The 23,887-nt window shown below is 69.8% G+C and carries 19 protein-coding genes; 7 read left to right on the forward strand and 12 right to left on the reverse strand.

Annotation, left to right across the window (positions count from 1 at the left end):
• The first annotated feature begins 109 nt into the window (after positions 1 to 109).
• Positions 110 to 1,129 carry a LacI family DNA-binding transcriptional regulator gene (locus OG392_RS07800; protein ID WP_329276970.1) on the forward strand — a complete coding sequence of 340 codons (1,020 nt, stop codon included), beginning with the start codon at positions 110 to 112 and terminating at the stop codon, positions 1,127 to 1,129.
• Between the two features lie 66 nt (positions 1,130 to 1,195).
• On the opposite strand, the gene prcA is transcribed toward OG392_RS07800, so the two are convergent.
• The 5 genes from prcA to arc all read right to left on the reverse strand — a co-directional run bounded on the left by prcA (position 1,196) and on the right by arc (position 6,827).
• Positions 1,196 to 1,948 carry a proteasome subunit alpha gene (gene prcA / locus OG392_RS07805; protein ID WP_329276971.1) on the reverse strand — a complete coding sequence of 251 codons (753 nt, stop codon included), beginning with the start codon at positions 1,946 to 1,948 and terminating at the stop codon, positions 1,196 to 1,198.
• 46 nt (positions 1,949 to 1,994) lie between these two features.
• Positions 1,995 to 2,834, reverse strand: a complete 840-nt coding sequence (prcB, locus tag OG392_RS07810; RefSeq protein ID WP_329276973.1) for a proteasome subunit beta — start codon at positions 2,832 to 2,834, stop codon at positions 1,995 to 1,997.
• Between the two features lie 160 nt (positions 2,835 to 2,994).
• Positions 2,995 to 3,207, reverse strand: coding sequence for a ubiquitin-like protein Pup (locus OG392_RS07815; RefSeq protein WP_030315996.1), 213 nt, complete (start codon positions 3,205 to 3,207; stop codon positions 2,995 to 2,997).
• 159 nt (positions 3,208 to 3,366) lie between these two features.
• Positions 3,367 to 4,878: a depupylase/deamidase Dop gene (gene dop, locus OG392_RS07820; protein WP_329276976.1), complete on the reverse strand. Its 1,512-nt coding sequence runs from the start codon at positions 4,876 to 4,878 to the stop codon at positions 3,367 to 3,369.
• Positions 4,879 to 5,060: 182 nt separating this feature from the next.
• Positions 5,061 to 6,827: a proteasome ATPase gene (arc, locus tag OG392_RS07825; RefSeq protein WP_329276978.1), complete on the reverse strand. Its 1,767-nt coding sequence runs from the start codon at positions 6,825 to 6,827 to the stop codon at positions 5,061 to 5,063.
• Positions 6,828 to 7,079: 252 nt separating this feature from the next.
• Here arc and OG392_RS07830 point away from each other — a divergent pair, with 252 nt between their 5' ends.
• A complete protein-coding gene (locus OG392_RS07830) occupies positions 7,080 to 7,391 on the forward strand; it encodes a ferredoxin (RefSeq protein ID WP_329276980.1) in 312 nt (103 codons plus the stop codon).
• A gap of 4 nt (positions 7,392 to 7,395) precedes the next feature.
• Here OG392_RS07830 and OG392_RS07835 read toward each other — a convergent pair whose 3' ends face one another.
• The 3 genes from OG392_RS07835 to OG392_RS07845 form a co-directional block, all read right to left on the reverse strand.
• Positions 7,396 to 7,974 carry a hypothetical protein gene (locus OG392_RS07835; protein WP_329276982.1) on the reverse strand — a complete coding sequence of 193 codons (579 nt, stop codon included), beginning with the start codon at positions 7,972 to 7,974 and terminating at the stop codon, positions 7,396 to 7,398.
• Positions 7,975 to 8,160: 186 nt separating this feature from the next.
• Positions 8,161 to 9,048, reverse strand: a complete 888-nt coding sequence (locus OG392_RS07840) for a tRNA (adenine-N1)-methyltransferase (RefSeq protein WP_015032448.1) — start codon at positions 9,046 to 9,048, stop codon at positions 8,161 to 8,163.
• An 18-nt stretch (positions 9,049 to 9,066) separates the two neighbouring features.
• Complete coding sequence (locus tag OG392_RS07845) at positions 9,067 to 10,200, reverse strand: site-2 protease family protein (protein ID WP_329287121.1); 1,134 nt, start codon at positions 10,198 to 10,200, stop codon at positions 9,067 to 9,069.
• Positions 10,201 to 10,380: 180 nt separating this feature from the next.
• Here OG392_RS07845 and OG392_RS07850 point away from each other — a divergent pair, with 180 nt between their 5' ends.
• Both OG392_RS07850 and OG392_RS07855 read left to right on the forward strand, forming a co-directional pair.
• Positions 10,381 to 11,283, forward strand: a complete 903-nt coding sequence (locus OG392_RS07850) for a RecB family exonuclease (RefSeq protein WP_329276985.1) — start codon at positions 10,381 to 10,383, stop codon at positions 11,281 to 11,283.
• A 42-nt stretch (positions 11,284 to 11,325) separates the two neighbouring features.
• Positions 11,326 to 12,003, forward strand: coding sequence for a response regulator (locus OG392_RS07855; RefSeq protein WP_073915076.1), 678 nt, complete (start codon positions 11,326 to 11,328; stop codon positions 12,001 to 12,003).
• A gap of 103 nt (positions 12,004 to 12,106) precedes the next feature.
• Here OG392_RS07855 and OG392_RS07860 read toward each other — a convergent pair whose 3' ends face one another.
• From OG392_RS07860 to metH, 4 genes are all read right to left on the reverse strand, one after another.
• Positions 12,107 to 13,687 (reverse strand): ABC transporter substrate-binding protein, encoded by a 1,581-nt coding sequence (locus OG392_RS07860; RefSeq protein ID WP_329276987.1) that lies wholly within the window; start codon positions 13,685 to 13,687, stop codon positions 12,107 to 12,109.
• A gap of 76 nt (positions 13,688 to 13,763) precedes the next feature.
• Positions 13,764 to 15,353 carry an ABC transporter substrate-binding protein gene (locus tag OG392_RS07865; protein ID WP_329276989.1) on the reverse strand — a complete coding sequence of 530 codons (1,590 nt, stop codon included), beginning with the start codon at positions 15,351 to 15,353 and terminating at the stop codon, positions 13,764 to 13,766.
• A gap of 522 nt (positions 15,354 to 15,875) precedes the next feature.
• A complete protein-coding gene (locus OG392_RS07870) occupies positions 15,876 to 16,574 on the reverse strand; it encodes an HAD family hydrolase (protein ID WP_329276991.1) in 699 nt (232 codons plus the stop codon).
• Positions 16,575 to 16,750: 176 nt separating this feature from the next.
• Complete coding sequence (gene metH / locus OG392_RS07875; RefSeq protein ID WP_329276993.1) at positions 16,751 to 20,281, reverse strand: methionine synthase; 3,531 nt, start codon at positions 20,279 to 20,281, stop codon at positions 16,751 to 16,753.
• A 243-nt stretch (positions 20,282 to 20,524) separates the two neighbouring features.
• On the opposite strand from metH, the gene OG392_RS07880 reads away from it, so the two are divergent.
• The 3 genes from OG392_RS07880 (at position 20,525) to glpK (ending at position 23,883) form a co-directional block, all read left to right on the forward strand.
• Positions 20,525 to 21,289: an IclR family transcriptional regulator gene (locus OG392_RS07880; RefSeq protein WP_329276995.1), complete on the forward strand. Its 765-nt coding sequence runs from the start codon at positions 20,525 to 20,527 to the stop codon at positions 21,287 to 21,289.
• Between the two features lie 267 nt (positions 21,290 to 21,556).
• On the forward strand, positions 21,557 to 22,315 hold the full coding sequence (locus OG392_RS07885) for an MIP/aquaporin family protein (protein WP_329276997.1): 759 nt from the start codon (positions 21,557 to 21,559) through the stop codon (positions 22,313 to 22,315).
• Between the two features lie 35 nt (positions 22,316 to 22,350).
• Positions 22,351 to 23,883, forward strand: a complete 1,533-nt coding sequence (gene glpK, locus OG392_RS07890) for a glycerol kinase GlpK (protein WP_329276999.1) — start codon at positions 22,351 to 22,353, stop codon at positions 23,881 to 23,883.
• Positions 23,884 to 23,887: the final 4 nt, after the last annotated feature.

Here is a 23,887-nt window from a genome sequence, read left to right on the forward strand (position 1 = left end):
ACGTATAACTTCCGTCGTCATACGTACCATGTCGGCAGTGCGCGGGTCCACCCCGCGACCGGGCCGCGGCCGACCCCGCGCTCCCGGACCGTCCGACGCGGAGGCTTGTGTGCAGACCCCGGAGCCGCTCGGCGGCACCCGCCCCACCAGCCGGGACGTCGCCCGGAGCGCGGGCGTCTCGCAGGCCACCGTCTCCCTCGTGCTCGGCGACAAGTGGCGCGGCCGGGTGTCCGAGCCCACGGCGGAGGCCGTGCGCGAGGCCGCCCGGGCCCTCGGCTACCGGCCCAATCTGGCCGCCCGCAACCTGCGGCTGGGCCGTACCCGCACCGCCATGCTCGTCGTCCCGGCGCTCACCAACGAGTTCTTCGCGCACGTCTACACGGGGGCGGCGGCCGCGGCGTCCCGGCACGGCTTCGGCGTGGTCCTCTACCCCTCCCCCGACGGCCTGGGGCCGGCGCGGGACCCCTTCGCCTCGGCGCAGGCCGCCCTCGACGGCGTGATCGCCTCCTCGATGGCGACCGGCGCCCTGGAGGCCTTCCGGGGCTCCGACCTGCCCCTCGTGATGCTCGACAGCGACCCGGCCGACGCCGGGGCCGCGGCCCATGTGAACCTCGACGTCGCCGACGGCATGCGCCGGGTGACCGGCCACCTGCTCGGCCTCGGCCACCGGCGCTTCCTGCACCTGGCCTCCGCGGCCCCGTCCTGGACCTTCGACGTGCGGGCCGCCGCCCTCGCCCACGCCCTGCGCGGCACGGAGGTGCGCACCGTGCGGTCGGCGCTGAACGTCGCGGACGCCTGGGAGGCCGCGGGCCGGGCCCTCGCCTCCCCCGGGCCCCTGCCCACGGCGGTGATCTGCGACGACGACATCCTCGCGGTCGGCGTCTGCAAGGCCGCGCGCCGGCTGGGGCTGCGGGTCCCGGAGGACCTGTCGGTCACCGGCTTCGACGACATGGCCCTCGCGACGGTCGTCGAGCCGGAGCTCACCACCGTGCGGCTGCCCGCCGAAGAGTTCGGCCGGCGGGGCATGGAGGCGCTCCTCGCGGTCCTCGCGGGCGAGCGGCCACGGCCGGACACCCTGCCCGTCTCCCTGGTCCCCCGGGGCTCCTCGGGGCCCGCACCGGCCTCCTGAGAGCGGACACGCCGGAGGGGCCCCGACCGCGCTGACGCGGGCCGGGGCCCCTCCGGGCCGTTGCGACTACTCCTCCGGAGCCTCGTCCGAGGGCTCGTCCGTCTTCGTGACCGCCGCGTCGTCCGCCTCCAGGAGGCGGGACAGCTGACGGCCGACGATCCGCTTGAACTTGCGCTGCTGCGGCCGTGTACGGTCCAGGACCGCCACCTCCAGGCGTTCCGCGGGGATCTCCCGCTCGCTGCCGTTGGTGTCACGCGAGAGCGCCTGCACGGCCAGCCTCAGGGCCTCGGCGAGGGACATGCCGTCCCGGTGCCGCTGGTCCAGGAAGGAGCCGATCTGCTCGGCGTTGCCGCCGACCGCGACCGAGCCGTGCTCGTCGACGATCGAGCCGTCGTGCGGCAGCCGGTAGATCTGGTCGCCCGACGGCTCGGTGCCGACCTCGGCGACGACCAGCTCCACCTCGTACGGCTTCTCCCCCGCGCTGGAGAAGATCGTGCCCAGGGTCTGGGCGTAGACGTTGGCCAGGCCGCGCGCGGTGACGTCGTCCCGGTCGTAGGTGTAGCCCCGCAGGTCGGCGTAGCGGACACCGCCGATGCGGAGGTTCTCGTACTCGTTGTACTTGCCGGCGGCCGCGAAGCCGATCCGGTCGTAGATCTCGCTGAACTTGTGCAGCGCGCGGGACGGGTTCTCACCGACGAAGACGATCCCGTCGGTGTACTGGAGGACGACAAGGCTGCGGCCTCGGGCGATGCCCTTGCGGGCGTACTCCGCCCGGTCGGCCATGGCCTGCTGGGGTGAGACGTAGAACGGAGTGGACACCGGCGGTCCGTCCCTTTCTTCTGGGCTTCAGTCGGGCGACGAGTGGTCAGAGCAGGGCGGCGCGGGGCCCGTCGGGCTCCTCGAGACGCCGCTCGGTGACCGACCGGGCCAGCGCGGAGGACTCGTCCTCCGTGAGCCTGCGGTAGCCCTCGTCCGTGATGACCGTGACGATCGGGAAGATCCGGCGCGCCATGTCGGGGCCGCCGGTCGCCGAGTCGTCGTCCGCCGCGTCGTAGAGCGCCTGCACGACCAGCGTGGTGGCCTGCTGCTCGGTCAGGTCGGCACGGTAGAGCTTCTTCATCGAGCCGCGCGCGAAGATCGAGCCCGAGCCGGTGGCGGCGTACCCGTGCTCCTCGGAGCGGCCGCCGGTCACGTCGTAGGAGAAGATCCGGCCCTTCTCCTTGCCCTCGTCCCAGCCCGCGAAGAGCGGCACGACGGCGAGCCCCTGCATGGCCATGCCCAGGTTGCCCCGGATCATGGTGGAGAGGCGGTTCGCCTTGCCCTCCAGGGAGAGCGTGACGCCCTCCACCTTCTCGAAGTGCTCCAGCTCCAGCTGGAACAGCTTGACCATCTCCACGGCGAGGCCGGCGGTGCCGGCGATGCCGACGGCGGAGTACTCGTCGGCAGGGAAGACCTTCTCGATGTCCCGCTGCGCGATCATGTTGCCCATGGTGGCCCGCCGGTCACCGGCGAGGACGACCCCGCCGGGGAAGGTGGCCGCCACGATGGTCGTCCCGTGCGGGGCCTCGACGACCCCTTCGGGCAGCTTCCGCCCGCCCGGCAGCATCTCCGGCGAGTGGTCCGCCAGGAAGTCGATGAAGGACGACGAGCCCGGCGTCAGGAAGGCCGCCGGCAGACGCCCGGTGCTACGAGGGTTGGCTTCCACGCGATTCCTTCCGGGTGGGAGAGTCGGCCCGCCGTGGGAAGCGCCGGCCGATCTTGGTTGCTGTGCACGGACCTTACCCGTGCCACCGCTTGTCATCCGTCCCCGGGCCCGCGGCTTTCGCCGGGGCTCCGGGGACGGGGACGACAGACGCGCGGAGCGGCTACTCGCCGCCCTTTTGCACAAATGACCGAACGAAGTCCTCGGCGTTCTCCTCCAGGACGTCGTCGATCTCGTCCAGGACGGAGTCCACGTCGTCGCTCAGCTTCTCCTGGCGCTCCTGGAGGTCGGAGCTCGCCTCCGTGGTGGTCTCCTCGACCTCCTCCGTGGAACGCGTCGCCTTCTGCTGTCCGCCGCCGGTGTCCTTGGTCGCCATATCCCTCACCCCGCTCGAATCGGCCCGCTCGGTTGAGTCCGTACAAGATCAGACCCTATAGGGCGGGTCCCACTTCGGCCCCGCAGTTTCGACAACGCCCGGGCACTGATTCCATGATTCCCAGTGCCGGGGCATTTCAGGCCCCCGCGGGCCCTCCGATCAGCCGCCGGACAGGACCCGCACCAGTTCCTCAGCGGTCCTGCAACGGTCCAGAAGCGATTTCACGTGGGCTTTGGTGCCCCGCAGCGGCTCCAGGGTGGGGACGCGCTGGAGCGAGTCCCGGCCGGGCAGGTCGAAGATCACGGAGTCCCAGGAGGCCGCCGCGACGTCGTCGGCGTACTGCTCCAGGCACCGGCCCCGGAAATAGGCCCGGGTGTCCTCGGGAGGCGCCGTCTCGGCCCGCTCCACGCCGGTCTCGTCCAGGAGCCGCTTCATGCGCCCGCGGGCCACCAGACGGTTGTAGAGGCCCTTCTCGGGGCGTACGTCCGCGTACTGGAGGTCCACCAGGTGCAGCCGGGCCGCGTCCCAGTCGAGGTCGTCCCGGCGCCGGTAGCCCTCCATGAGCTCCCGCTTGGCGATCCAGTCGAGCTCGCCGGACAGGCTCATGGGGTCGTTCTCGAGCCGGTTGAGCGTGTCCTCCCAGCGGATCAGGACGTCCTTGGTCTGCTCGTCGGCGTCCACGCCGTACCGCTCCTCCACGTACTTCCTGGCCAGCTCGAAGTACTCCATCTGGAGCTGCACGGCGGTGAGAGTCCGGCCGCTGCGCAGCGTGACCAGGTACTGGAGGGTGGGGTCGTGAGAGACCTGGTGGAGGGTCCGTACCGGCTGGTCGACGGCGAGGTCGACGGTGATGAACCCGTCCTCGATCATCGAGAGGACCAGGGCGGTGGTGCCCAGCTTGAGGTAGGTCGAGATCTCCGAGAGGTTCGCGTCGCCGATGATCACGTGCAGGCGGCGGTACCGCTCGGCGTCGGCGTGCGGCTCGTCCCGGGTGTTGATGATGGGCCGCTTGAGCGTGGTCTCCAGACCGACCTCGACCTCGAAGTAGTCGGCGCGCTGGCTGATCTGGAAGCCGTTCTCCCGGCCGTCCTGGCCGATGCCGACCCGCCCCGCGCCGGTCACGACCTGGCGGGAGACGAAGAAGGGGGTCAGGTGCCGCACGATGTCCGAGAAGGGGGTCTCCCGCTTCATCAGGTAGTTCTCGTGCGTGCCGTAGGAGGCGCCCTTGTTGTCGGTGTTGTTCTTGTAGAGGTGGATCGGCTGGGCCCCGGGGAGCTGGGCGGCCCGCTCGGCGGCCTCGGCCATGATCCGCTCGCCGGCCTTGTCCCAGAGGACGGCGTCGAGCGGGTTGGTGACCTCGGGCGAGCTGTACTCGGGGTGGGCGTGGTCCACGTAGAGGCGGGCCCCGTTGGTGAGGATCACATTGGCCAGGCCGATGTCCTCGTCGGTGAGCTGGCTGGAGTCGGCCACCTCGCGGGCGAGGTCGAAGCCGCGGGCGTCCCGCAGCGGGTTCTCCTCCTCGAAGTCCCAGCGGGCGCGGCGCGCCCGGTGCATCGCCGCCGCGTAGGCGTTGACGATCTGGGACGAGGTGAGCATGGCATTGGCGTTCGGGTGTCCCGGGACGGAGATCCCGTACTCCGTCTCGATGCCCATTACTCGCCGTACGGTCATGCGGCCCTCCTTGCCCGGCGGCGCTCACTGTGCGCGACTCGGCGGTACCGATGAGCCTAGAGCGGCTCCGCGCTGGTGGGGAGATCAGTTTGCGTATTTCCCTGTGATGCCGGGGGAAATGCTGGATGGAATGCGTCGGCTGCGGATGCCCGGTTTCCGGACATCCGCAGCCGGTGCGCGTTTTACAGGTACTGACCGGTATTGGCCACCGTGTCGATGGAGCGCCCGGTGTCCGCACCCTGCTTTCCGGTGACAAGGGTGCGGATGAACACGATCCGCTCGCCCTTCTTTCCGGAGATACGGGCCCAGTCGTCGGGGTTGGTGGTGTTGGGCAGGTCCTCGTTCTCCTTGAACTCGTCCACGCACGCCTGGAGGAGGTGGGAGACCCGGATGCCCTTCTGGTTGTGGTCGAGGAAGGCCTTGATGGCCATCTTCTTGGCCCGGTCGACGATGTTCTGGATCATCGCGCCGGAGTTGAAGTCCTTGAAGTAGAGGACTTCCTTGTCGCCGTTGGCGTACGTGACTTCGAGGAAGCGGTTCTCCTCGGATTCGGCGTACATCTGCTCGACGACGGACTGGATCATTCCGTGGGCTGCCGCCGCCTTGGAGCCGCTGTGCTCGGAGATGTCGTCCGAGTGGAGCGGCAGGGTGGAGGTGAGGTACTTCGCGAAGATGTCCTTCGCGGCCTCGGCGTCCGGACGCTCGATCTTGATCTTGACGTCGAGCCGGCCGGGTCGCAGGATCGCGGGGTCGATCATGTCCTCGCGGTTGGAGGCGCCGATGACGATGACGTTCTCCAGGCCCTCCACACCGTCGATCTCGGCGAGCAGCTGCGGGACGATGGTGTTCTCCACGTCCGAGCTGACACCGGATCCGCGGGTGCGGAAGAGGGATTCCATCTCGTCGAAGAAGACGATGACGGGGGTGCCCTCGCTCGCCTTCTCCCGGGCACGCTGGAAGACGAGGCGGATGTGCCGCTCGGTCTCACCGACGTACTTGTTGAGGAGCTCGGGGCCCTTGATGTTGAGGAAGTAGGACTTCCCCGCGGGCTGGCCGGTCACCTCGGCGACCTTCTTGGCCAGGGAGTTGGCCACGGCCTTCGCGATCAGCGTCTTGCCGCAGCCGGGCGGGCCGTAGAGCAGGATGCCCTTGGGCGGCCGCAGTTCGTGCTCCTTGAAGAGGTCCGGGTAGAGGTAGGGGAGCTCGACCGCGTCCCGGATCAGCTCGATCTGGTTGCCCAGGCCGCCGATCTTGGTGTAGTCGACGTCCGGGACCTCTTCCAGAACGAGTTCCTCGACCTCGCTCTTGGGGACCACTTCATAGACGTAGCCGGACCTGGAGTCGAGCAGCAGGGCGTCGCCGGGGCGGATGGTGACGTCCAGCAGAGGCTCGGCGAGCCTCACCACCCGCTCCTCGTCGGTGTGCCCGACCACCAGGGCGCGCTCGCCGTCCTCGAGGATCTCCTTGAGGGTGACGATGTCCCCGGCGCGCTCGAACTCCATGGCCTCGACCACGTTGAGCGCTTCGTTGAGCATGACTTCCTGGCCGCGCTTGAGCTCTTCGAGCTCGATGCTCGGGCTGACGTTCACCCGGAGCTTGCGGCCCCCGGTGAAGATGTCGCACGTGCCGTCCTCATTGGCCTGCAGGAAGACACCGAAGCCGGCCGGCGGCTGCGCGAGCCGGTCGACTTCCTCTTTGAGGGCCACGATCTGGTCGCGGGCCTCACGGAGCGTGTTCGCCAGTCGTTCGTTCTGGGTGGACACGCCGGCCAGGCTGGTCTGCAGCTCAACAATCCGCTCTTCGAGAATCCTCGTGTGTCGCGGAGAGTCGGCGAGCTTGCGGCGCAGGACGGCGATTTCCTGCTCGAGATAGGCAACCTGGCCGGCGGGGTCTTCAGACCCCCGCCCCGGCCGGATGCCGCGGTTGATGTCGTCGTCGTGGGCTGCCACGGTCCTCACCTCCTCCAAGGGGAGCTGGACGCTTCCTGACCCTACCTGCGTGGGTGGTGATTGAAACCCCTAGATCAAAAAGACTCCGAGGTGTGTCCGATCTTCACCCTTGCGCTTCCCCTGTCGACAGGTGAATACCCACCCTTCGCTGCTTGAATGCGGGCGGTTGTATCGTCGTCCTGGGCCAACACCCGTCGGAGGTGGCCCGACTTACCCGCGAGAAGCGACACAGAAGCAGAAACGGCAGGAGATATGACCGTGCAGCACGAGGCTCCGTCCACGGGCGCCGCAGAGGCGCTGGAGGTCTGGATCGACCAGGACCTGTGCACCGGGGACGGGATCTGCGCGCAGTACGCTCCCGAGGTCTTCGAGCTGGACATCGACGGGCTCGCGTACGTGAAGAGCGCCGACGACGAGCTCCTCCAGGACACGGGCGCCACGGCGCCGGTCCCGCTGACGCTGCTCCAGGACGTGGTGGACTCGGCGAAGGAGTGCCCGGGCGACTGCATCCATGTGCGCCGGGTCGCGGACAAGGTCGAGGTGTACGGCCCCGACGCGGAGTGACGGGTCAGACGCCGCGCGCTTCGGCCTGTCCGGTGCGCACGAAGGCGCCGCCCTTCCAATGCCAGCTGACCTGCTCCTTCTCGTCCGGGCAGCAGCTGGGGACGTCGAGGGACGAGTAGCCGAGCAGGGTGGCGTGCACCGCTCCGTCGCGTACGGAGAAGTCGGTGACGCTCTGGAGGAGCTCGGGCGCGACGAGTGTGGCGACCACGCGCGCGGGTGCGCCCGGCTGCTTGCCCCGGGTGAGGACGTAGACGCCGCTCGGGGGTGTGCCGGAGCCGGCTTCGCAGTGCACGACCGCGACGGTCTCGGGGTTCCCGTCGCCGTCGAGGTCCCCGGAGGCCCGCTCGGCGATCTTGTGGGGTGCTCCCGCGCAGTCCAGGGGGTAGGCGACGCCGACGGCGTCGGGGGCCGGAGCGGGGCCGGGTGCCGCGGCCGGGGTGGCGGTGGCTCCGGCGGGGCCGGGCTGGAGCAGGCCCGCGAAGGCGACGACCGCGGCGGTCGCGGTGGCGATGGCGAGCCAGTGGGCCGGCCGGGCGTGGGTGTGTGCGAGGTCCGCGAGGTCCGGGGCGGCGGAGGGCTGCACGCGAGACGTCTCCTGTGGGGGTGGTGCGGCGGGTTTCCGGCATCGTGCCACACGTCACAGGGGGACGGAACCGTCGGGGTCCGTCTCGTGGGGGAACGGGTGCCCCGTCGAACATGAGGACGCCGCCGTCGAGTTCCCGGCGGTGGGCGGGGAATTCGGCGGCGGCGGACCGTGGGTGTCGGGACGTCAGCCCTTGTTGGGGCCTTCGTAGTCCTCGCCGTAGGCGCCCTTGGCGGGGCGGCGGCGGCGCATCGGGGGCTCGACGCCGTCCGCGAGGCGGCGGGCGGTGACGAGGAAGCCGGTGTGGCCGATCATGCGGTGATCGGGGCGGACGGCGAGGCCCTCGACGTGCCAGTTGCGGATCATGGATTCCCAGGGCTGCGGCTCGGCGTAGCAGCCGAACTCGCGGATGGATTCCACGGTGCGGGCGAGCTGGGTGGTGGTCGCCACGTAGCAGCAGAGGATGCCGCCGGGGACGAGGGCCTTGGAGACGGCCTCCAGGCATTCCCAGGGGGCGAGCATGTCCAGGATGACGCGGTCGACGTCGGTGTCGGACAGGTTGTCCTGGAGGTCGCCGACGGTCAGCTGCCACGCGGGGTGGGGGCCGCCGAAGTAGCGCTCGACGTTGCCCTTCGCGATCTCGGCGAAGTCCTCGCGGCGCTCGTAGGAGTGCAGCATGCCGCTGTCTCCGATGGCGCGCAGGAGGAAGCTGCTCAGCGAGCCCGAGCCCACTCCCGCTTCCACGACGCGGGCGCCGGGGAAGATGTCGGCGAAGGCCAGGATCTGCCCCGCGTCCTTGGGGTAGACCACGGCGGCGCCGCGGGGCATGGACAGGACGTAGTCGGGGAGCAGGGGGCGCAGCGCGAGGTAGGCGACGTTTCCGGTGGTGCGGACAACGCTGCCCTCGGGGGCGCCGATCAGTTCGTCGTGCGGGAAAGAACCCTTGTGGGTGTGGAAGTTCTTTCCCTCTTCGAGCGTGAACGTGTAGTGACGGCCCTTGGGGTCGGTCAGCTGAACCTGGTCCCCGACCTTGAAGGGCCCGCGTCGGCGGGCGGCACCGGTCGGTTCGGACATGTGACCAGAGTACAAGGACTACGAGGAGGGTCGTGCCATGGCCTGGACGAACGCGCGCTCGACGTCCGTGGTGGACAGGACTCCGTAGATCGCGCCGGTCTCCTCGACGACGAGGTACTCGGTCGCGGGGCTGGCGCGGAGGTGGTCGAGGAGGGGCTGGCCGGTGAGTTCGGCGGGGACGCGCATGCCGTCGGTGAGGTCCTGGGCGAGGGTGCTGACGGCGACCCAGGGGCGGCGGTGTTCGGGGACGGCGGCGATGGCGGCCTCGCGGACGATGCCGGTGGGTTCGCCGTGGCCGTCGACGACGACGAGGGCGCGGGCGCCGGCCTCGTTGGCGCGGCGGAGGGCCTCGGAGAGGGGGGTGGCGGGCTCGACGGGGATGGCGCGGCGGGTGAGGCTGCGGGCGCGGAGCTCGGGGAGGTGTTCGCGGAGGCGGGCCATGCGGAGGCTGTTGCCGGCGCCGGTCCAGATGATGGCGGCGAGGATCGCGGCGAGCAGGGCGTCGGTGACGGTGTTGAGGCCGCTGATGTCCTCGGTGGAGTTGCCGAGGAAGCCGGTGCGGGTGATCAGCGGCAGTCCGACGAGGACGAGGACGGCGAGGGCGCGGCCGACCCAGGCGGCGGCGATGGTGCCGCTCATGGGCTTGCCGGTGATCTTCCAGACGACGGCGCGGAGCATGCGGCCGCCGTCGAGGGGGAGCCCGGGGAGGAGGTTGAAGATCGCGACGATCAGGTTGGAGATCATCAGCCCGGCGAGGAGGACGCCGGGGACGGTGCCGGGCTCGACGGCGTACATCGAGAGATAGAACACGCCGGCGAGGACGAGGGAGAGGAGGGGGCCGACGAAGGCGAGGACGAATTCGCGGCCGGGGGTCTCGGTCTCCTTCTCGATCTCGGAGACGCCGCCGAAGAACTGGAGCTGGATGCGGCGCACCGGCAGCTTGAAGCGGAGCGCGGCGATGGTGTGCGCCAGTTCGTGGACGAGCACGGAGGCGTAGAAGGCGACGGCGAAGAAGAGGGAGACGAGGTAGCGGGCGGCGCCGAGTTCGGGCAGGACGCGCTCGATCTGGTCGCCGAAGACCCAGGTGATGAGGGCGGCGACGAGGAACCAGCTGGGGGCGACGTAGACGGGCACGCCGAAGGGGCGGCCCATGAGGATCCCGCCGCCGGGCTCCTCGGTCCGCTGCGGCTTGGGCTCGTCCTGGTTCACGGGTTCCTTTCGTCGCGGAGGGTGACCCACGTCGGTGTGTCACGGTTCGATCATGCAGTGCGACGGGGTCCCAGGTCGATGGTATTCCGCTCGCTGTCGGTGGCGGGTCGTAGGGTCTTCGTCATGAGTACGAGCGAGCAGGTGCCGGCGGAGCCCCGGGCGCCCATGTCGTTGTCGCCGTCGCGGGCGAGCGATTTCATGCAGTGTCCGCTGCTGTACCGGTTCCGGGTGATCGACCGGCTGCCGGAGAGGCCGAGCGAGGCGGCGACGCGGGGGACGCTGGTGCACGCGGTGCTGGAGCGCCTCTTCGACGATCCGGCGGTGGAGCGGACGGCTCCGCGGGCGCGTGCGATGGTTCCGGGGCAGTGGGACCGGCTCCTGGAGTCGAAGCCGGAGCTGGCTGAGCTGTTCGCGGAGGATCCGGCGGGCGAGCGGCTCGCGGGCTGGCTGGGTGAGGCGGAGCGGCTGGTCGAGCGGTGGTTCACGCTGGAGGATCCGACGCGTCTGGAGCCCGCCGAGCGGGAGCTGTTCGTGGAGACGGAGCTGGATTCGGGGCTGCGGTTGCGCGGGGTGATCGACCGGATCGATGTGGCGCCGTCGGGTGAGGTGCGGATCGTCGACTACAAGACGGGCAAGGCGCCGCGGCCGGAGTACCGGGACGGCGCGCTGTTCCAGATGACGTTCTACGCGCTGGTGGTGTGGCGGCTGCGGCAGGTGATCCCGCGGCGGCTGCAGCTGGTGTATCTGGGCAGCGGGGAGGTGCTGACGTACGACCCGGTGGAGGCGGATCTGCTGCGGGTGGAGCGGAGGCTGCTGGCGCTGTGGGAGGCGATCCGGCTGGCGACGGAGACGGGTGACTGGCGGCCGCGGCCGACGAAGCTGTGCGGCTGGTGCGATCATCAGGCGGTCTGTCCGGAGTTCGGGGGGACTCCCCCGGTCTATCCGCTGAAGATCGTTTCCGCGCGCCCGCCGGAGTCGGGCGATTCGGGGCAGGGCAGAATGGACCTGGCCCCGCCGGCGTCCTAGTGCCGGTGTACCTCGTGAGCTCAGCCCCGTGAAGGAGCCCCTGTGACGATCCGCGTCCTCTTGGTCGACGATCAGCCGCTGTTGCGCACCGGCTTCCGGATGATTCTGGAGGCGGAGCAGGACATCGCGGTGGTGGGTGAGGCCGGGGACGGTCTCCAGGCGCAGGACCAGGTGCGGGCGCTGCAGCCGGACGTGGTGCTGATGGACATCCGGATGCCGCGGATGGACGGGGTGGAGGCGACCCGGCAGATCACCGGTCCGGGCCGGGACGGTCCGGCGAAGGTGCTGGTGCTGACGACCTTCGATCTCGACGAGTACGTGGTGGAGGCGTTGCGGGCGGGGGCGAGCGGTTTCCTCCTGAAGGACGCCCCGGCGAACGAGCTGGTGCAGGCGATCCGGGTGGTGGCGGCCGGTGAGGCCATGCTGGCGCCGTCGATCACGCGCCGGCTGCTCGACAAGTACTCGGCGCATCTTCCGACGGGCGAGGAGCAGGTGCCGGACACGCTGAACACCTTGACGGACCGTGAGGTCGAGGTGCTGAAGCTGGTGGCGCGGGGTCTGTCGAACGCGGAGATCGCGGCGGACCTGTTCGTCAGCGAGACGACGGTGAAGACGCATGTGGGTCATGTGCTGACGAAGCTGGGCCTGCGGGACCGGGTGCAGGCCGCGGTGTACGCGTACGAGAGCGGTCTGGTGCGGCCGGGGGCCAACGGCCAGTAGGCCGGCCGTCCGGCGGGCGGTGGCGCCGGCGGGAGCGGGGTACGGCGGAGGGGCCCGGTGCGCGTGGCGCGTACCGGGCCCCTCCGTCGTGTCCGGGGGTGGTTCAGCCCTTGCGGAGCTCCCAGAAGCGGAAGACCGTCGAGGCGTCGAGGGTCCATTCGAGGCCCGTGACGTCCTGGCGGGCGACGGCGTACTGCTTGCCCTGCCAGAGCGGCAGGAGGGGCAGCTGCTCGGCGACGAGGTCCTGGAGCCTGCCGTACTCGTCGGCGGTGGCGGCGCGGTCCGGGGCGGCCGCGGTCCTGGGGAGGAGGCTGCCGGTGATGGTGGCGTTCTCGTAGTGGTTGCCGAGGACGTTGCCCTCGCCGAAGAACGGGGTGGTGAAGTTGTCGGCGTCGGGGTAGTCGGGGACCCAGCCCTTGACGTAGACGCCGTACTTGCCGGCCGCGATGTCCTTCTCGTACTGGTCGTAGGCGACGGACTGGACGTCGGCGTCGAAGAGGCCGCTGGCGTTGAGCTGGCCGGCGATGGCCTTCAGCTCCTGGTCGGTGGACGGGCCGTAGCGGCTGGGCGTCGACCAGAGGGTGAGCTTCACCTTGTCGGTGATGCCGGCGGCGCGCAGGGCCTTCTTGGCCTTCGCCGCGTCGGGGGCGCCGTAGGTGTCGTAGAAGGCGGTGTTGTGTCCGGCGATGCCGGCCGGGACGATCGAGTACAGCGGCGTGGCCGTCGACTTGTAGACGTCTTCGACGAGGGCCTCGCGGTTGACGAGGTGGGCGATGGCCTGGCGGACGCCGAGCTTGCCGGCGACCGGGTCCTTCATGTTGAAGACGAGGTGCTGGACCTCGGCGCTGCTGCCCTGGACGACCTCGATGCCCTTGTCGTCCGTGGTCTCGGAGGTCTCCAGGGTCGCGATGTCCTCGGCGGAGAGGCCTCGGTAGGCGACGTCGATCGCGCCGTCGGTGAGGGCCTTGGCGAGGGCGGAGCGGTCGCCGCCGTAGAGCTTGAGGGTGATGGCGTCGCTCTTGCGCTGTGCGGCGCCCCGGTAGCCCGGGTTGGCGGAGAAGGTGGCCTCGGTGGCGCTGAAGGAGTCCAGCTTGTAGGGGCCGGAGCCGGTGGCCTTGCCGTCGGTGCGCAGGGCGTCGGCCGGGTACTCGCGGTGGTCGACGATGGAGCCGGCGCCGGAGGCGATCTTGCTGGGGAAGGTGGCGTCGGGGACCTTGAGGTGGAAGACGACGGTCTTCTCGTCCGGGGTCTCGATGCTCTTGATGGTGGCCAGCAGCGGCGAGGGGCCCGAGGGGTCGGCGATCTTGAGGGCGCGCTCGAAGGAGAACTTGACGTCTTCCGAGGTGAGCTTGTTGCCGTTGGAGAAGGTGAGGCCGTCGCGCAGGGTGCAGCTGTAGACGGTGCTGCCGGAGGAGAAGCCGCACTTGTCGGCGGCCTCGGGCTCGGGCTCGGAGCCGCCCTTGGGGAAGGCCATGAGGGACTGGAAGACGTTGTTGAACAGCAGCCAGGAGCCGGGGTCGTAGCCGGCCGCCGGGTCGGTGGCGACGATCTCGTCGGACATGCCGACGCGTATGCCGTTGCCGGAGTCGCCCGAGCCGCCCTGCTCGGTGCCGCAGCCGCTGAGGAGGGCGGCGGACAGACCGGCGGCGAGGGGGGCCGTCAGCCACTTGTTGTGCGTCTTCACAGAACGTGCCTCGTGATCTCTTGTCAGGCCGGCCGCGCGCGGGTGCGCGGCCGGTGTAACCGATCCAGTCGACGGGTTATGCGGTACCGCGGCCCAGCTCCCAGAGGAGGAGGTCGGAGGACGTGTTGAGGGCGTACTCGACTCCGTTGAGGTCGTCGCGCGCGGCGACGTACTGCTTGCCCTGCCAGAGCGGCAGGACGGGTACGTCCTCGGCGACGATCTTCTGGATCTGGTTGAAGACGGGGCTCGCGGCGGTGCGGTCGGCCTGGCGGCGCGAGCGCGGGATGAGCTGGTCGCGGACGACCTTGTTCACGTACGGGGTGTTGAGGAAGTTGTCGCTGTCGAGGAACGGCGCGATGTAGTTGTCCGGGTCCGGGTAGTCCGGGAACCAGCCGAGTCCGTAGACGGCGTAGTCGCCGCGCTTCTGCGCGGTGCGGAACGTCGACCACTCGGCGCCCTGGACGGTGACGTCGAAGAGCTCGCTGGAGACGAGCTGCTTCTTGAGCGCCTCGAACTCCTCGGCGGTCTCGGCGCCGTAGTGGTCGGTGGTGTAGTTCAGCGTGAGCTTGACCGGGGTCTTGACGCCGGCGTCCTTGAGGAGCTTGGCGGCGCGGGCCTGGTCGGGCTCGCCGTACGTGTCGAAGAAGGGGGTGGTGTGCCCGGTGATGCTGGAGGGGATCAGCGAGTACAGCGGCTCCGCGGTGGTGCCGTAGACCCGGTTGACGAGGGCGCCGCGGTCGACGACGGCGGCCATGGCCTGGCGGACGGCCTTCTCCTGGACGGCGGGGGCCTTGGTGTTGAAGCCGAGGTAGCGGATCTCGAGGCCGGGGACCTCGATGACCTCGATGCCGTCCTTGGGCGTCTCGGTGAGGTCCTTGACCTGCTGCCGGGACAGGGAGCGGGCCATCATGTCGATGTCGTCGCCCTCCAGGGCCCGGCCCATGGTGCCCGCGTCGGCGTAGGGGCGCAGCTCGACCTTCTCGTTGCGCAGGGTGATGTCGCCCTTGTACGCCGCGTTCTTGGTGAAGACGAAGCGGGTGGCCTTGTCGCCCTCGCGCTCGACCTTCATCGTGTACGGGCCCGAGCCGTCGACGTCGAAGCCCTCGCGGAGCTTCCCGGCCTCGTACTTGTCCTTGCTGAGGATGCCGGCGACCGGGGTCGAGAGCTTGTACGGGAAGGTGGCGTCGGGGGTCTTCAGGTGGAAGACGACCTCGTCGGTGCCCTTGGTCTCGATGGTGTCGATGTTCGAGAGGAGGGCGGCGGTGCCGTTGTCCGACTTGATCTTCAGCACGCGCTCGATGGAGAACTTGACGTCCTCGGCGGTGATCGGGGTGCCGTCGGCGAAGGTGAGGCCGGCGCGCAGCTTGCAGCGGTAGCTCTCGCTGGCCTTGTCGGAGAATCCGCAGTTCTCGGCGGCCTCGGGGACGGGCTCGCCGCTGTCGCGGGGCACGTGCATCAGGGTCTGCACGGTCTGCCGCAGGATGTTCCACGCGCCGGTGTCGTAGGCGAAGGCCGGGTCGAGCGGCGCGGGGGCGTCGGCGGTGGCGATGAACTGGTCCGTGGTGCCGACGACGATCGCTCCGCCTTCCTCCGCACCGCCGCAGGCGGCGAGCAGGGGGGCGAGCAGTCCGGCCACGGCCGGCAGCACCAGGGTCTTGCGGTTCATCAGGGACGATCTCCTCATCCGGCACTGGGATACAGCGGTCAGTGGAACTCCGCCGCCGGCCGCCCGGTCTGGGCGGGAGCGATCGGGCCGGGTGTTGCGATCGGTCCTGTGTTCACGGCGACTTGGGTGTGCGCCGGTGCACGCGGGTTATGCGGCGAAGTACTCGCGAAAGATTAGTGGGCGGCATCGCTATTGCCTGACCACGGGCGGCCGCGGGGGTAATCGCACAGTGATCATGAATACGGGGGCCTCGATAGTCATGCGACCGGATGATGCGGACGGTGGCCATCGAATCGGGACACAGGGGGCACCGAAATCCACGCCAACCGGACAGGTGACGAACGAAGGCCACCCGCCGTCCGGCACTCTGCGTGACCAAGGTCACGTGGAGGCCTTTTCGGCGAATGGCCTGATCATTTTCCCCGGGCGTTCCCCGGCCGCACGACGCTTACCCGCGGGATACACCCCGGGGTACCTCCCGGGCGAAATCGCATTCCGCCCGGGAGCAAGCTCAGATAAAGCTCAGATTCCGGTGATCAATGTGCGGAGGAAGGGCACGTCGACCTCTTCGAGGGAGCGCACGACGACGCGACCCGGGGAGGGTGTGATCGGGGCGACCGAGGGCACCGCGACGACCCGGCAGCCGGCCGCCTCGGCGGCCGCCACACCGGTCGCGGTGTCCTCGATGACGGCGCAGAGGACCGGGTCGGCCCCGACACCCTGGGCGGCCGCCAGGTACGGCTCCGGGTGCGGCTTGGTCCGGACGACCTCGTCGCCCGCGACGGTCAGCGTGAAGCGGTCGCGGCCGAGCGAGTGGAGGACCTTGTCGATGATCCGCCGGTGCGAGGCGGAGACCAGTGCGGTCGGGATGGAGTGCCGGGCCAGCTCGGCGAGGAGCCGCTCGGCGCCGGGCATGAGCGGGACACCGCGCGCGATGCGCTGTTCGAACTTCTCGTTGAGCAGGACCGTGAGCTCGGCGAGGGTGATGTCGGCGCCGGTGGACTCGATGAGGTAGCCCGCGCTGCGCGTCATCGGGCCGCCGACCACGATGTCCCGCCAGGCCTCGTCCAGCCGGTGTCCGAGGTCGGCGAAGGCCTCGACCTCCGCGTCCCACCAGAAGCCCTCCGTGTCGACGAGGGTCCCGTCCATGTCGAGGAAGACCGCCTGCAGGGCGGAGCTTCCGTTCGTACGGATCAGGGACGCGGGGACCGTACTGGTCATCCGGCACACCTCCATGGAGGGACGAGAAGGCCGGCCCCCCTCCCCGGTACGGGGAGGAAGACCGGCCTGCACTGGACCGACAAGTGTACGTCCGGATCACCGAAAGAGCGCGGATTTACCCCATGGGTCCCTCTGGACGCCCTTGCCCGGTGACCGGGCGAGGGCGTCCCGCCCGGTCACCGGGCGTTGAAGTACTTCGCCTCCGGGTGGTGGATCACGATGGCGTCGGTGGACTGCTCGGGGTGGAGCTGGAACTCCTCCGAGAGGTGGACGCCGATCCGCTCCGGACGCAGCAGCTCCGCGATCTTCGCGCGGTCCTCCAGGTCGGGGCAGGCGCCGTAACCGAGGGAGAAGCGCGCACCGCGGTACTTGAGGTCGAACATGTCCTCGACCGCGTCCGGGTCCTCTCCGGCGAAGCCGAGCTCGGCGCGGACACGGGCGTGCCAGTACTCGGCCATGGCCTCGGCGAGCTGGACGGAGAGGCCGTGCAGCTCCAGGTAGTCGCGGTAGGAGTCGGACTCGAACAGCTTGGCGGTGGCCTCGCCGATCTTCGAGCCGACGGTGACGACCTGGAGGCCGACCACATCGGTCTCGCCGGACTCCTCCGGGCGGAAGAAGTCCGCGAGGCAGAGGCGGCGGCCGCGGCGCTGGCGCGGGAAGGTGAAGCGGGTCCGCTCGTTGCCGGCCTCGTCGAGGATGATCAGGTCCTCGCCCTTGGAGACGCAGGGGAAGTAGCCGTAGACGACGGCCGCCTCCAGGAGGTTCTCGGTGTGCAGCTTGTCGAGCAGACCGCGCAGCCGCGGCCGGCCCTCGCTCTCGACGAGCTCCTCGTACGTGGCACCGCCGACGCGCGCCTGCTTGAGACCCCACTGGCCCTTGAAGAGGGCGCCCTCGTCGAGCCAGGAGGCGTAGTCCTTGAGCGGGATGCCCTTGACGACGCGGGTGCCCCAGAACGGCGGGGTGGGGACGGGGTTGTCGACGGCGACGTCGGAACGGCCGCCCGGCTCGTCCGTCTCCTCCACCGGGAGGACCGGAGTGTCCCGCTTGGGGACGCGCCGCTGCTTGAGCTCGGGGAGCTTGGCGCCGGGGACGCCGCGCTTGACGGCGACGAGGGCGTCCATGAGGCGCAGGCCCTCGAAGGCGTCGCGGGCGTAGCGGACCTCGCCCTGGTAGATCTCGTGGAGGTCCTGTTCGACGTACGCCCTGGTGAGGGCGGCGCCGCCGAGGATCACGGGGTACTTGGCGGCCAGCTCGCGCTGGTTCAGCTCCTGGAGGTTCTCCTTCATGATCACGGTGGACTTCACGAGGAGCCCGGACATGCCGATGACGTCCGCCCGGTGTTCTTCCGCCGCCTCCAGGATCGCGGAGACAGGCTGCTTGATGCCGATGTTGACGACGTTGTAGCCGTTGTTGGAGAGGATGATGTCGACGAGGTTCTTGCCGATGTCGTGGACATCGCCGCGGACGGTGGCGAGGACGATCGTGCCCTTGCCGTCGGCGTCCGTCTTCTCCATGTGCGGTTCGAGGTAGGCCACCGCGGTCTTCATGACCTCGGCGGACTGGAGCACGAACGGCAGCTGCATCTGGCCCGAGCCGAACAGCTCGCCGACCGTCTTCATGCCGTCGAGCAGGATCTCGTTGACGATCTCCAGAGCGGGCCGGACCGTCAGGGCATCGTCGAGGTCGGCCTCCAGGCCGTTCTTCTCGCCGTCGATGATCCGGCGCTTGAGGCGCTCGTCCAGCGGCAGGGCGAGGAGCTCCTCGGTCTTGCCGGCCTTCATCGACTTGGTGTTGACGCCCTCGAAGAGGGCCATCAGCTTCTGCAGCGGGTCGTAGGCCGGTTCGTCGCCCTGCTGAGGGCGCCGCCGGTCGTAGATCAGGTCGAGCGCGGTGGTGACCTGCTCGTCGTCGAAGCGGGCGATCGGCAGGATCTTCGAGGCGTGGACGATCGCCGAGTCGAGGCCGGCCTTGACGCACTCGTCGAGGAAGACCGAGTTGAGCAGGATGCGCGCGGCCGGGTTCAGTCCGAAGGAGATGTTGGACAGACCGAGGGTGGTCTGCACGTCCGGGTGGCGGCGCTTCAGCTCGCGGATCGCCTCGATCGTGGCGATGCCGTCCTTGCGCGACTCCTCCTGACCGGTACAGATGGTGAAGGTCAGGGTGTCGATGAGGATGTCGGACTCGTGGATGCCCCAGTTGCCGGTGAGGTCCTCGATGAGCCGCTCGGCGATGGCGACCTTATGCTCGGGGGTGCGGGCCTGGCCCTCCTCGTCGATGGTGAGGGCGATGAGCGCGGCGCCGTGCTCCTGCGCCAGCCGGGTGACCTTGGCGAAGCGGGACTCGGGGCCGTCGCCGTCCTCGTAGTTGACGGAGTTGATGACGGCCCGGCCGCCGAGCTTCTCCAGACCGGCCTGGAGGACGTCCACCTCGGTGGAGTCGAGGACGATCGGCAGGGTGGAGGCGGTGGCGAAGCGACCGGCGAGCTCGCGCATGTCGGCGACGCCGTCGCGGCCCACGTAGTCGACGCAGAGGTCGAGCATGTGCGCGCCCTCGCGGATCTGGTCGCGGGCCATCTCGACGCAGTCGTCCCAGCGGGCCTCCAGCATGGCCTCGCGGAACTTCTTCGAGCCGTTGGCGTTGGTGCGCTCGCCGATCGCCATGTACGCCGTGTCCTGGCGGAACGGCACGGTCTGGTACAGGGAGGCGGCGCCGGGCTCGGGGTGCGGCTCGCGCGCGGCGGGGGTGAGGTCCCGGACGCGCTCGACGACCTGGCGCAGGTGCTCGGGGGTCGTACCGCAGCAGCCGCCGATCAGGGAGAGGCCGTACTCGCGGACGAAGGTCTCCTGGGCGTCCGCGAGCTCGGCGGGGCTCAGCGGGTAGTGGGCGCCGTCGGAGGTGAGGACGGGCAGGCCGGCGTTGGGCATGCAGGAGAGCGGGATGCGCGAGTGGCGGGCGAGGTAGCGGAGGTGCTCGCTCATCTCGGCGGGGCCGGTGGCGCAGTTCAGGCCGATCATGTCGATGCCGAGCGGCTCCAGGGCCGTCAGGGCGGCGCCGATCTCGGAGCCGAGGAGCATGGTGCCGGTGGTCTCGACGGTGACGGAGACGATGAGCGGCACGTCGGCGCCGAGGGCGTCGAGGGCGCGGCGGGCGCCGATGACGGAGGCCTTGGTCTGGAGGAGGTCCTGGGTGGTCTCGACGAGCAGGGCGTCGGCGCCGCCGGCGAGGAGGCCCTCGGCGTTCTGCTGGTAGGCGTCGCGCAGCAGGGGGTACGGGGCGTGGCCGAGGGTCGGCAGCTTGGTGCCGGGGCCGATGGAGCCGAGGACCCAGCGCTGGCGGCCGGTGGAGGCGGTGAACTCGTCGGCGACCTCGCGGGCGATGCGGGCGCCTGCCTCGGAGAGTTCGTGGACGCGCTCGGGGATGTCGTACTCGCCCAGGGCGGCGTGGTTGGCACCGAAGGTGTTGGTCTCGACGCAGTCGACGCCGGCGGCGAAGTACTCCTGGTGGACCGAACGGACGATGTCGGGCCTGGTGATGTTCAGGATCTCGTTGCAGCCTTCGAGGTTCTGGAAGTCCTCGAGGGTGGGGTCCTGCGCCTGGAGCATGGTGCCCATGGCGCCGTCGGCGACGACGACTCGGCTGGCGAGTGCTTCGCGGAGGGCTGCGGCGCGGTTCCGGCTGTCTGCGGAAGGGGTCGGCAACGAGGCCATGGATGAGCTCCCTGGGATGCGACGGCTGTCGGCTTTGCACCTTCGGAGGAGGGTGCACGGGGCCAGCGTAACCGCGCTCCGGTCGGGGTGGACACGGCGTCTCGCGGGGCGGACGGCATCCTGTGTGCGGGGACTCCCGGTTCTGACCGTTCTTGACCGACACTGTCATGTGTCACGCAAGGTCGGCATCGACCGATAGTGTTCAGCATTGTCGAACAGCGTGAGAGGGAGAAGGGCCGGGCGATGGCGAAGAACATCCAGTCGCTTGAACGGGCGGCGGCCATGCTGCGGCTGCTCGCGGGCGGCGAGCGCCGGCTGGGCCTGTCCGACATCGCGAACTCACTGGGACTCGCCAAGGGCACCGCCCACGGCATCCTGCGCACCCTCCAGGCGGAGGGCTTCGTGGAGCAGGAGGCGGCCTCGGGCCGCTATCAGCTCGGCGCGGAGCTGCTGCGGCTGGGCAACAGCTATCTCGACGTGCACGAGCTGCGCGCGCGGGCACTGGTCTGGACGGACGACCTGGCGCGGTCGAGCGGCGAGAGTGTGCACCTGGGGGTGCTGCACCAGCGGGGCGTCCTGATCGTGCACCACGTCTTCCGGCCGGACGACAGCCGCCAGGTGCTGGAGGTGGGAGCCATGCAGCCGCTGCACTCCACGGCGCTCGGAAAGGTCCTGTCGGCGTACGACCCGGTGGCGCACAGCGAGGTCCTGGAAGTCGAGCGGGAGCCGTTCACGCCCCGCACGACCACGGAGCTCGGGGAGTTCGAGTCACTGCTCGACATGACGCGGGCCAAGGGCTGGGCGGCGGACGTGGAGGAGACCTGGGAGGGCGTCGCCTCGGTGGCGGCGCCGATCCACGACCGGCGGCGGATGCCGGTGGGCGCGGTGGCGGTGACGGGCGCCGTGGAGCGGCTGTGCCCGGCCGGGGAGCTGCGTCCCGAACTCGTGGCGGCGGTACGGGACTGCGCCCGCGCGGTCTCCCGCGACCTGGGAGCCGGGCGCTTCTGACCCTGGGCGACCACGCCCCCCGACCTGAGTGAACCCGCCGGTAACGATCGCGTTATCGGCGGGTTTTTCGCTTCCCGGGGCCTTGACGTGCTGTTAACCCGAGGGCAAAACTTCCGTTCATCGGTCGGCAATGCCGAACACCTAACGGCAATAGACGCTAGAGTGTGGCAGTGCCAAGGGCCGGAAACAGCCCTCACACGAGGGTGCGGACCTCCGGAGGGAATCGGAGTCCGCCGTTCCCCTGGACGAAGGACAAAGGAGTCGCGGGTGTCCAGCTCCGACATCTTCCTCGGCGAGACCATCGGTACCGCCGTTCTGATTCTGCTCGGCGGCGGTGTGTGCGCCGCCGTCACGCTCAAGGGCTCCAAGGCCCGCAACGCGGGCTGGCTCGCGATCACCTTCGGGTGGGGCTTCGCCGTCATGACGGCCGTCTACATGACGGCTTCCCTCTCGGGTGCCCATCTGAACCCCGCCGTCACGGTCGGAATCGCGATCAAGGACGGCGAGTGGGGCGACGTCCCCGTCTACATCGCCGGCCAGATGCTCGGCGCCATGATCGGCGCCGTGCTGGTCTGGGTGGCCTACTACGGCCAGTTCCAGGCGCACCTCGACGACCCCGAGGCCTCGGGCCAGAAGCCGATCGAGGGCCCCGGCCCGGTGCTCGGCATCTTCTCCACCGGCCCCGAGATCCGGAACACCTGGCAGAACCTGGCCACCGAGATCATCGGCACCGTCGTGCTCGTCCTGGCCGTGCTCACCCAGGGCCTCAACGACAGCGGCAAGGGCCTCGGCGTCATAGGCGCCCTGATCACCGCGTTCGTCGTGGTCTCCATCGGCCTCTCGCTCGGCGGCCCGACCGGCTACGCGATCAACCCGGCCCGTGACCTCGGCCCGCGCATCGTGCACGCCCTGCTCCCGCTGAAGCACAAGGGCGGCTCCGACTGGAGCTACGCCTGGATCCCGGTCGCCGGTCCGCTGATCGGTGGAGCCATCGCCGCGGGTATCTACAACATCGCGTTCGCCTGAGACGTCCTTCTTCCAGACCTCCCATGGAGCACACCGTGACCGACGCACACACCTCCGGCCCGTTCATCGCGGCCATCGACCAGGGCACCACCTCCTCCCGCTGCATCGTCTTCGACAAGGACGGCCGGATCGTCTCGGTCGACCAGAAGGAGCACGAGCAGATCTTCCCGAAGCCGGGCTGGGTCGAGCACGACGCCGCCGAGATCTGGACCAACGTCCAGGAGGTCGTCGCCGGAGCCCTGACGAAGGGCGGCATCGCCGCCTCCGACGTCAAGGCCATCGGCATCACCAACCAGCGCGAGACCACCCTGCTCTGGGACAAGAACACCGGTGAGCCCGTCCACAACGCCCTCGTCTGGCAGGACACCCGCACCGACGCCCTCTGCAAGGAGCTCGGCCGCAACGTCGGCCAGGACCGCTTCCGCCGCGAGACCGGCCTGCCGCTGGCCAGCTACTTCGCCGGCCCGAAGATCCGCTGGATGCTCGACAACGTCGAGGGGCTGCGCGAGCGCGCCGAGGCCGGCGACATCCTCTTCGGCACCATGGACTCGTGGGTCATCTGGAACCTCACGGGTGGCACCGACGGCGGCGTGCACGTCACCGACGTCACCAACGCCTCCCGCACCATGCTGATGAACCTGCACACGCTGGCCTGGGACGAGAAGATCGCGGAGTCGATGGGGGTCCCCCTCAACGTCCTCCCCGAGATCCGCTCCTCCGCCGAGGTCTACGGCCACGTCAAGGACGGCGCCCTCGCCGGTGTCCCGGTCGCCTCGGCGCTCGGCGACCAGCAGGCCGCCCTGTTCGGCCAGACCTGTTTCGCCGAGGGCGAGGCGAAGTCTACGTACGGCACCGGCACCTTCATGCTGATGAACACCGGCGACAAGATCATCAACTCCTACAGCGGCCTGCTGACCACGGTCGGCTACCAGATCGGCGACCAGAAGCCGGTCTACGCCCTGGAAGGCTCGATCGCCGTCACCGGTTCGCTGGTGCAGTGGATGCGCGACCAGATGGGACTCATCAAGTCCGCCGCCGAGATCGAGACCCTCGCGTCCTCGGTCGAGGACAACGGCGGCGCCTACTTCGTGCCGGCCTTCTCCGGCCTGTTCGCCCCGTACTGGCGCTCCGACGCCCGCGGTGTGATCGCCGGCCTCACCCGTTACGTCACCAAGGCGCACATCGCCCGTGCCGTCCTGGAGGCCACCGCCTGGCAGACCCGCGAGATCACCGACGCCATGACGAAGGACTCCGGCGTCGAGCTGACCGCCCTCAAGGTCGACGGCGGCATGACCTCCAACAACCTGCTGATGCAGACCCTCTCGGACTTCCTGGACGCGCCCGTCGTGCGTCCGATGGTCGCCGAGACCACCTGCCTCGGTGCCGCCTACGCCGCCGGCCTGGCCGTCGGCTTCTGGCCGGACACCGACGCGCTGCGCGCCAACTGGCGTCGCGCCGCGGAATGGACCCCTCGCATGGACGCCGACAGGCGCGACAGCGAGTACAAGAGCTGGCTCAAGGCCGTTGAACGTTCCATGGGCTGGCTCGACGACGCATCCGAGGAGTAAGACA

Origin of the sequence: Streptomyces sp. NBC_00691 (assembly GCF_036226665.1) — a bacterium.
Lineage (GTDB): Bacteria > Actinomycetota > Actinomycetes > Streptomycetales > Streptomycetaceae > Streptomyces.

Bases quoted from the DNA above. Each gene is read 5' to 3' on its own strand.
- OG392_RS07850 (WP_329276985.1), top strand. From the start codon at position 10,381: ATGAGTACGAGCGAGCAGGTGCCGGCGGAGCCCCGGGCGCCCATGTCG.
- metH (WP_329276993.1), bottom strand. From the start codon at position 20,281: ATGGCCTCGTTGCCGACCCCTTCCGCAGACAGCCGGAACCGCGCCGCA.
- OG392_RS07845 (WP_329287121.1), bottom strand. From the start codon at position 10,200: ATGGGCCGCCCCTTCGGCGTGCCCGTCTACGTCGCCCCCAGCTGGTTC.
- OG392_RS07865 (WP_329276989.1), bottom strand. From the start codon at position 15,353: ATGAACCGCAAGACCCTGGTGCTGCCGGCCGTGGCCGGACTGCTCGCC.
- OG392_RS07840 (WP_015032448.1), bottom strand. From the start codon at position 9,048: ATGTCCGAACCGACCGGTGCCGCCCGCCGACGCGGGCCCTTCAAGGTC.
- OG392_RS07815 (WP_030315996.1), bottom strand. From the start codon at position 3,207: ATGGCGACCAAGGACACCGGCGGCGGACAGCAGAAGGCGACGCGTTCC.
- OG392_RS07880 (WP_329276995.1), top strand. From the start codon at position 20,525: ATGGCGAAGAACATCCAGTCGCTTGAACGGGCGGCGGCCATGCTGCGG.
- OG392_RS07830 (WP_329276980.1), top strand. From the start codon at position 7,080: ATGACCGTGCAGCACGAGGCTCCGTCCACGGGCGCCGCAGAGGCGCTG.
- dop (WP_329276976.1), bottom strand. From the start codon at position 4,878: ATGACCGTACGGCGAGTAATGGGCATCGAGACGGAGTACGGGATCTCC.
- OG392_RS07870 (WP_329276991.1), bottom strand. From the start codon at position 16,574: ATGACCAGTACGGTCCCCGCGTCCCTGATCCGTACGAACGGAAGCTCC.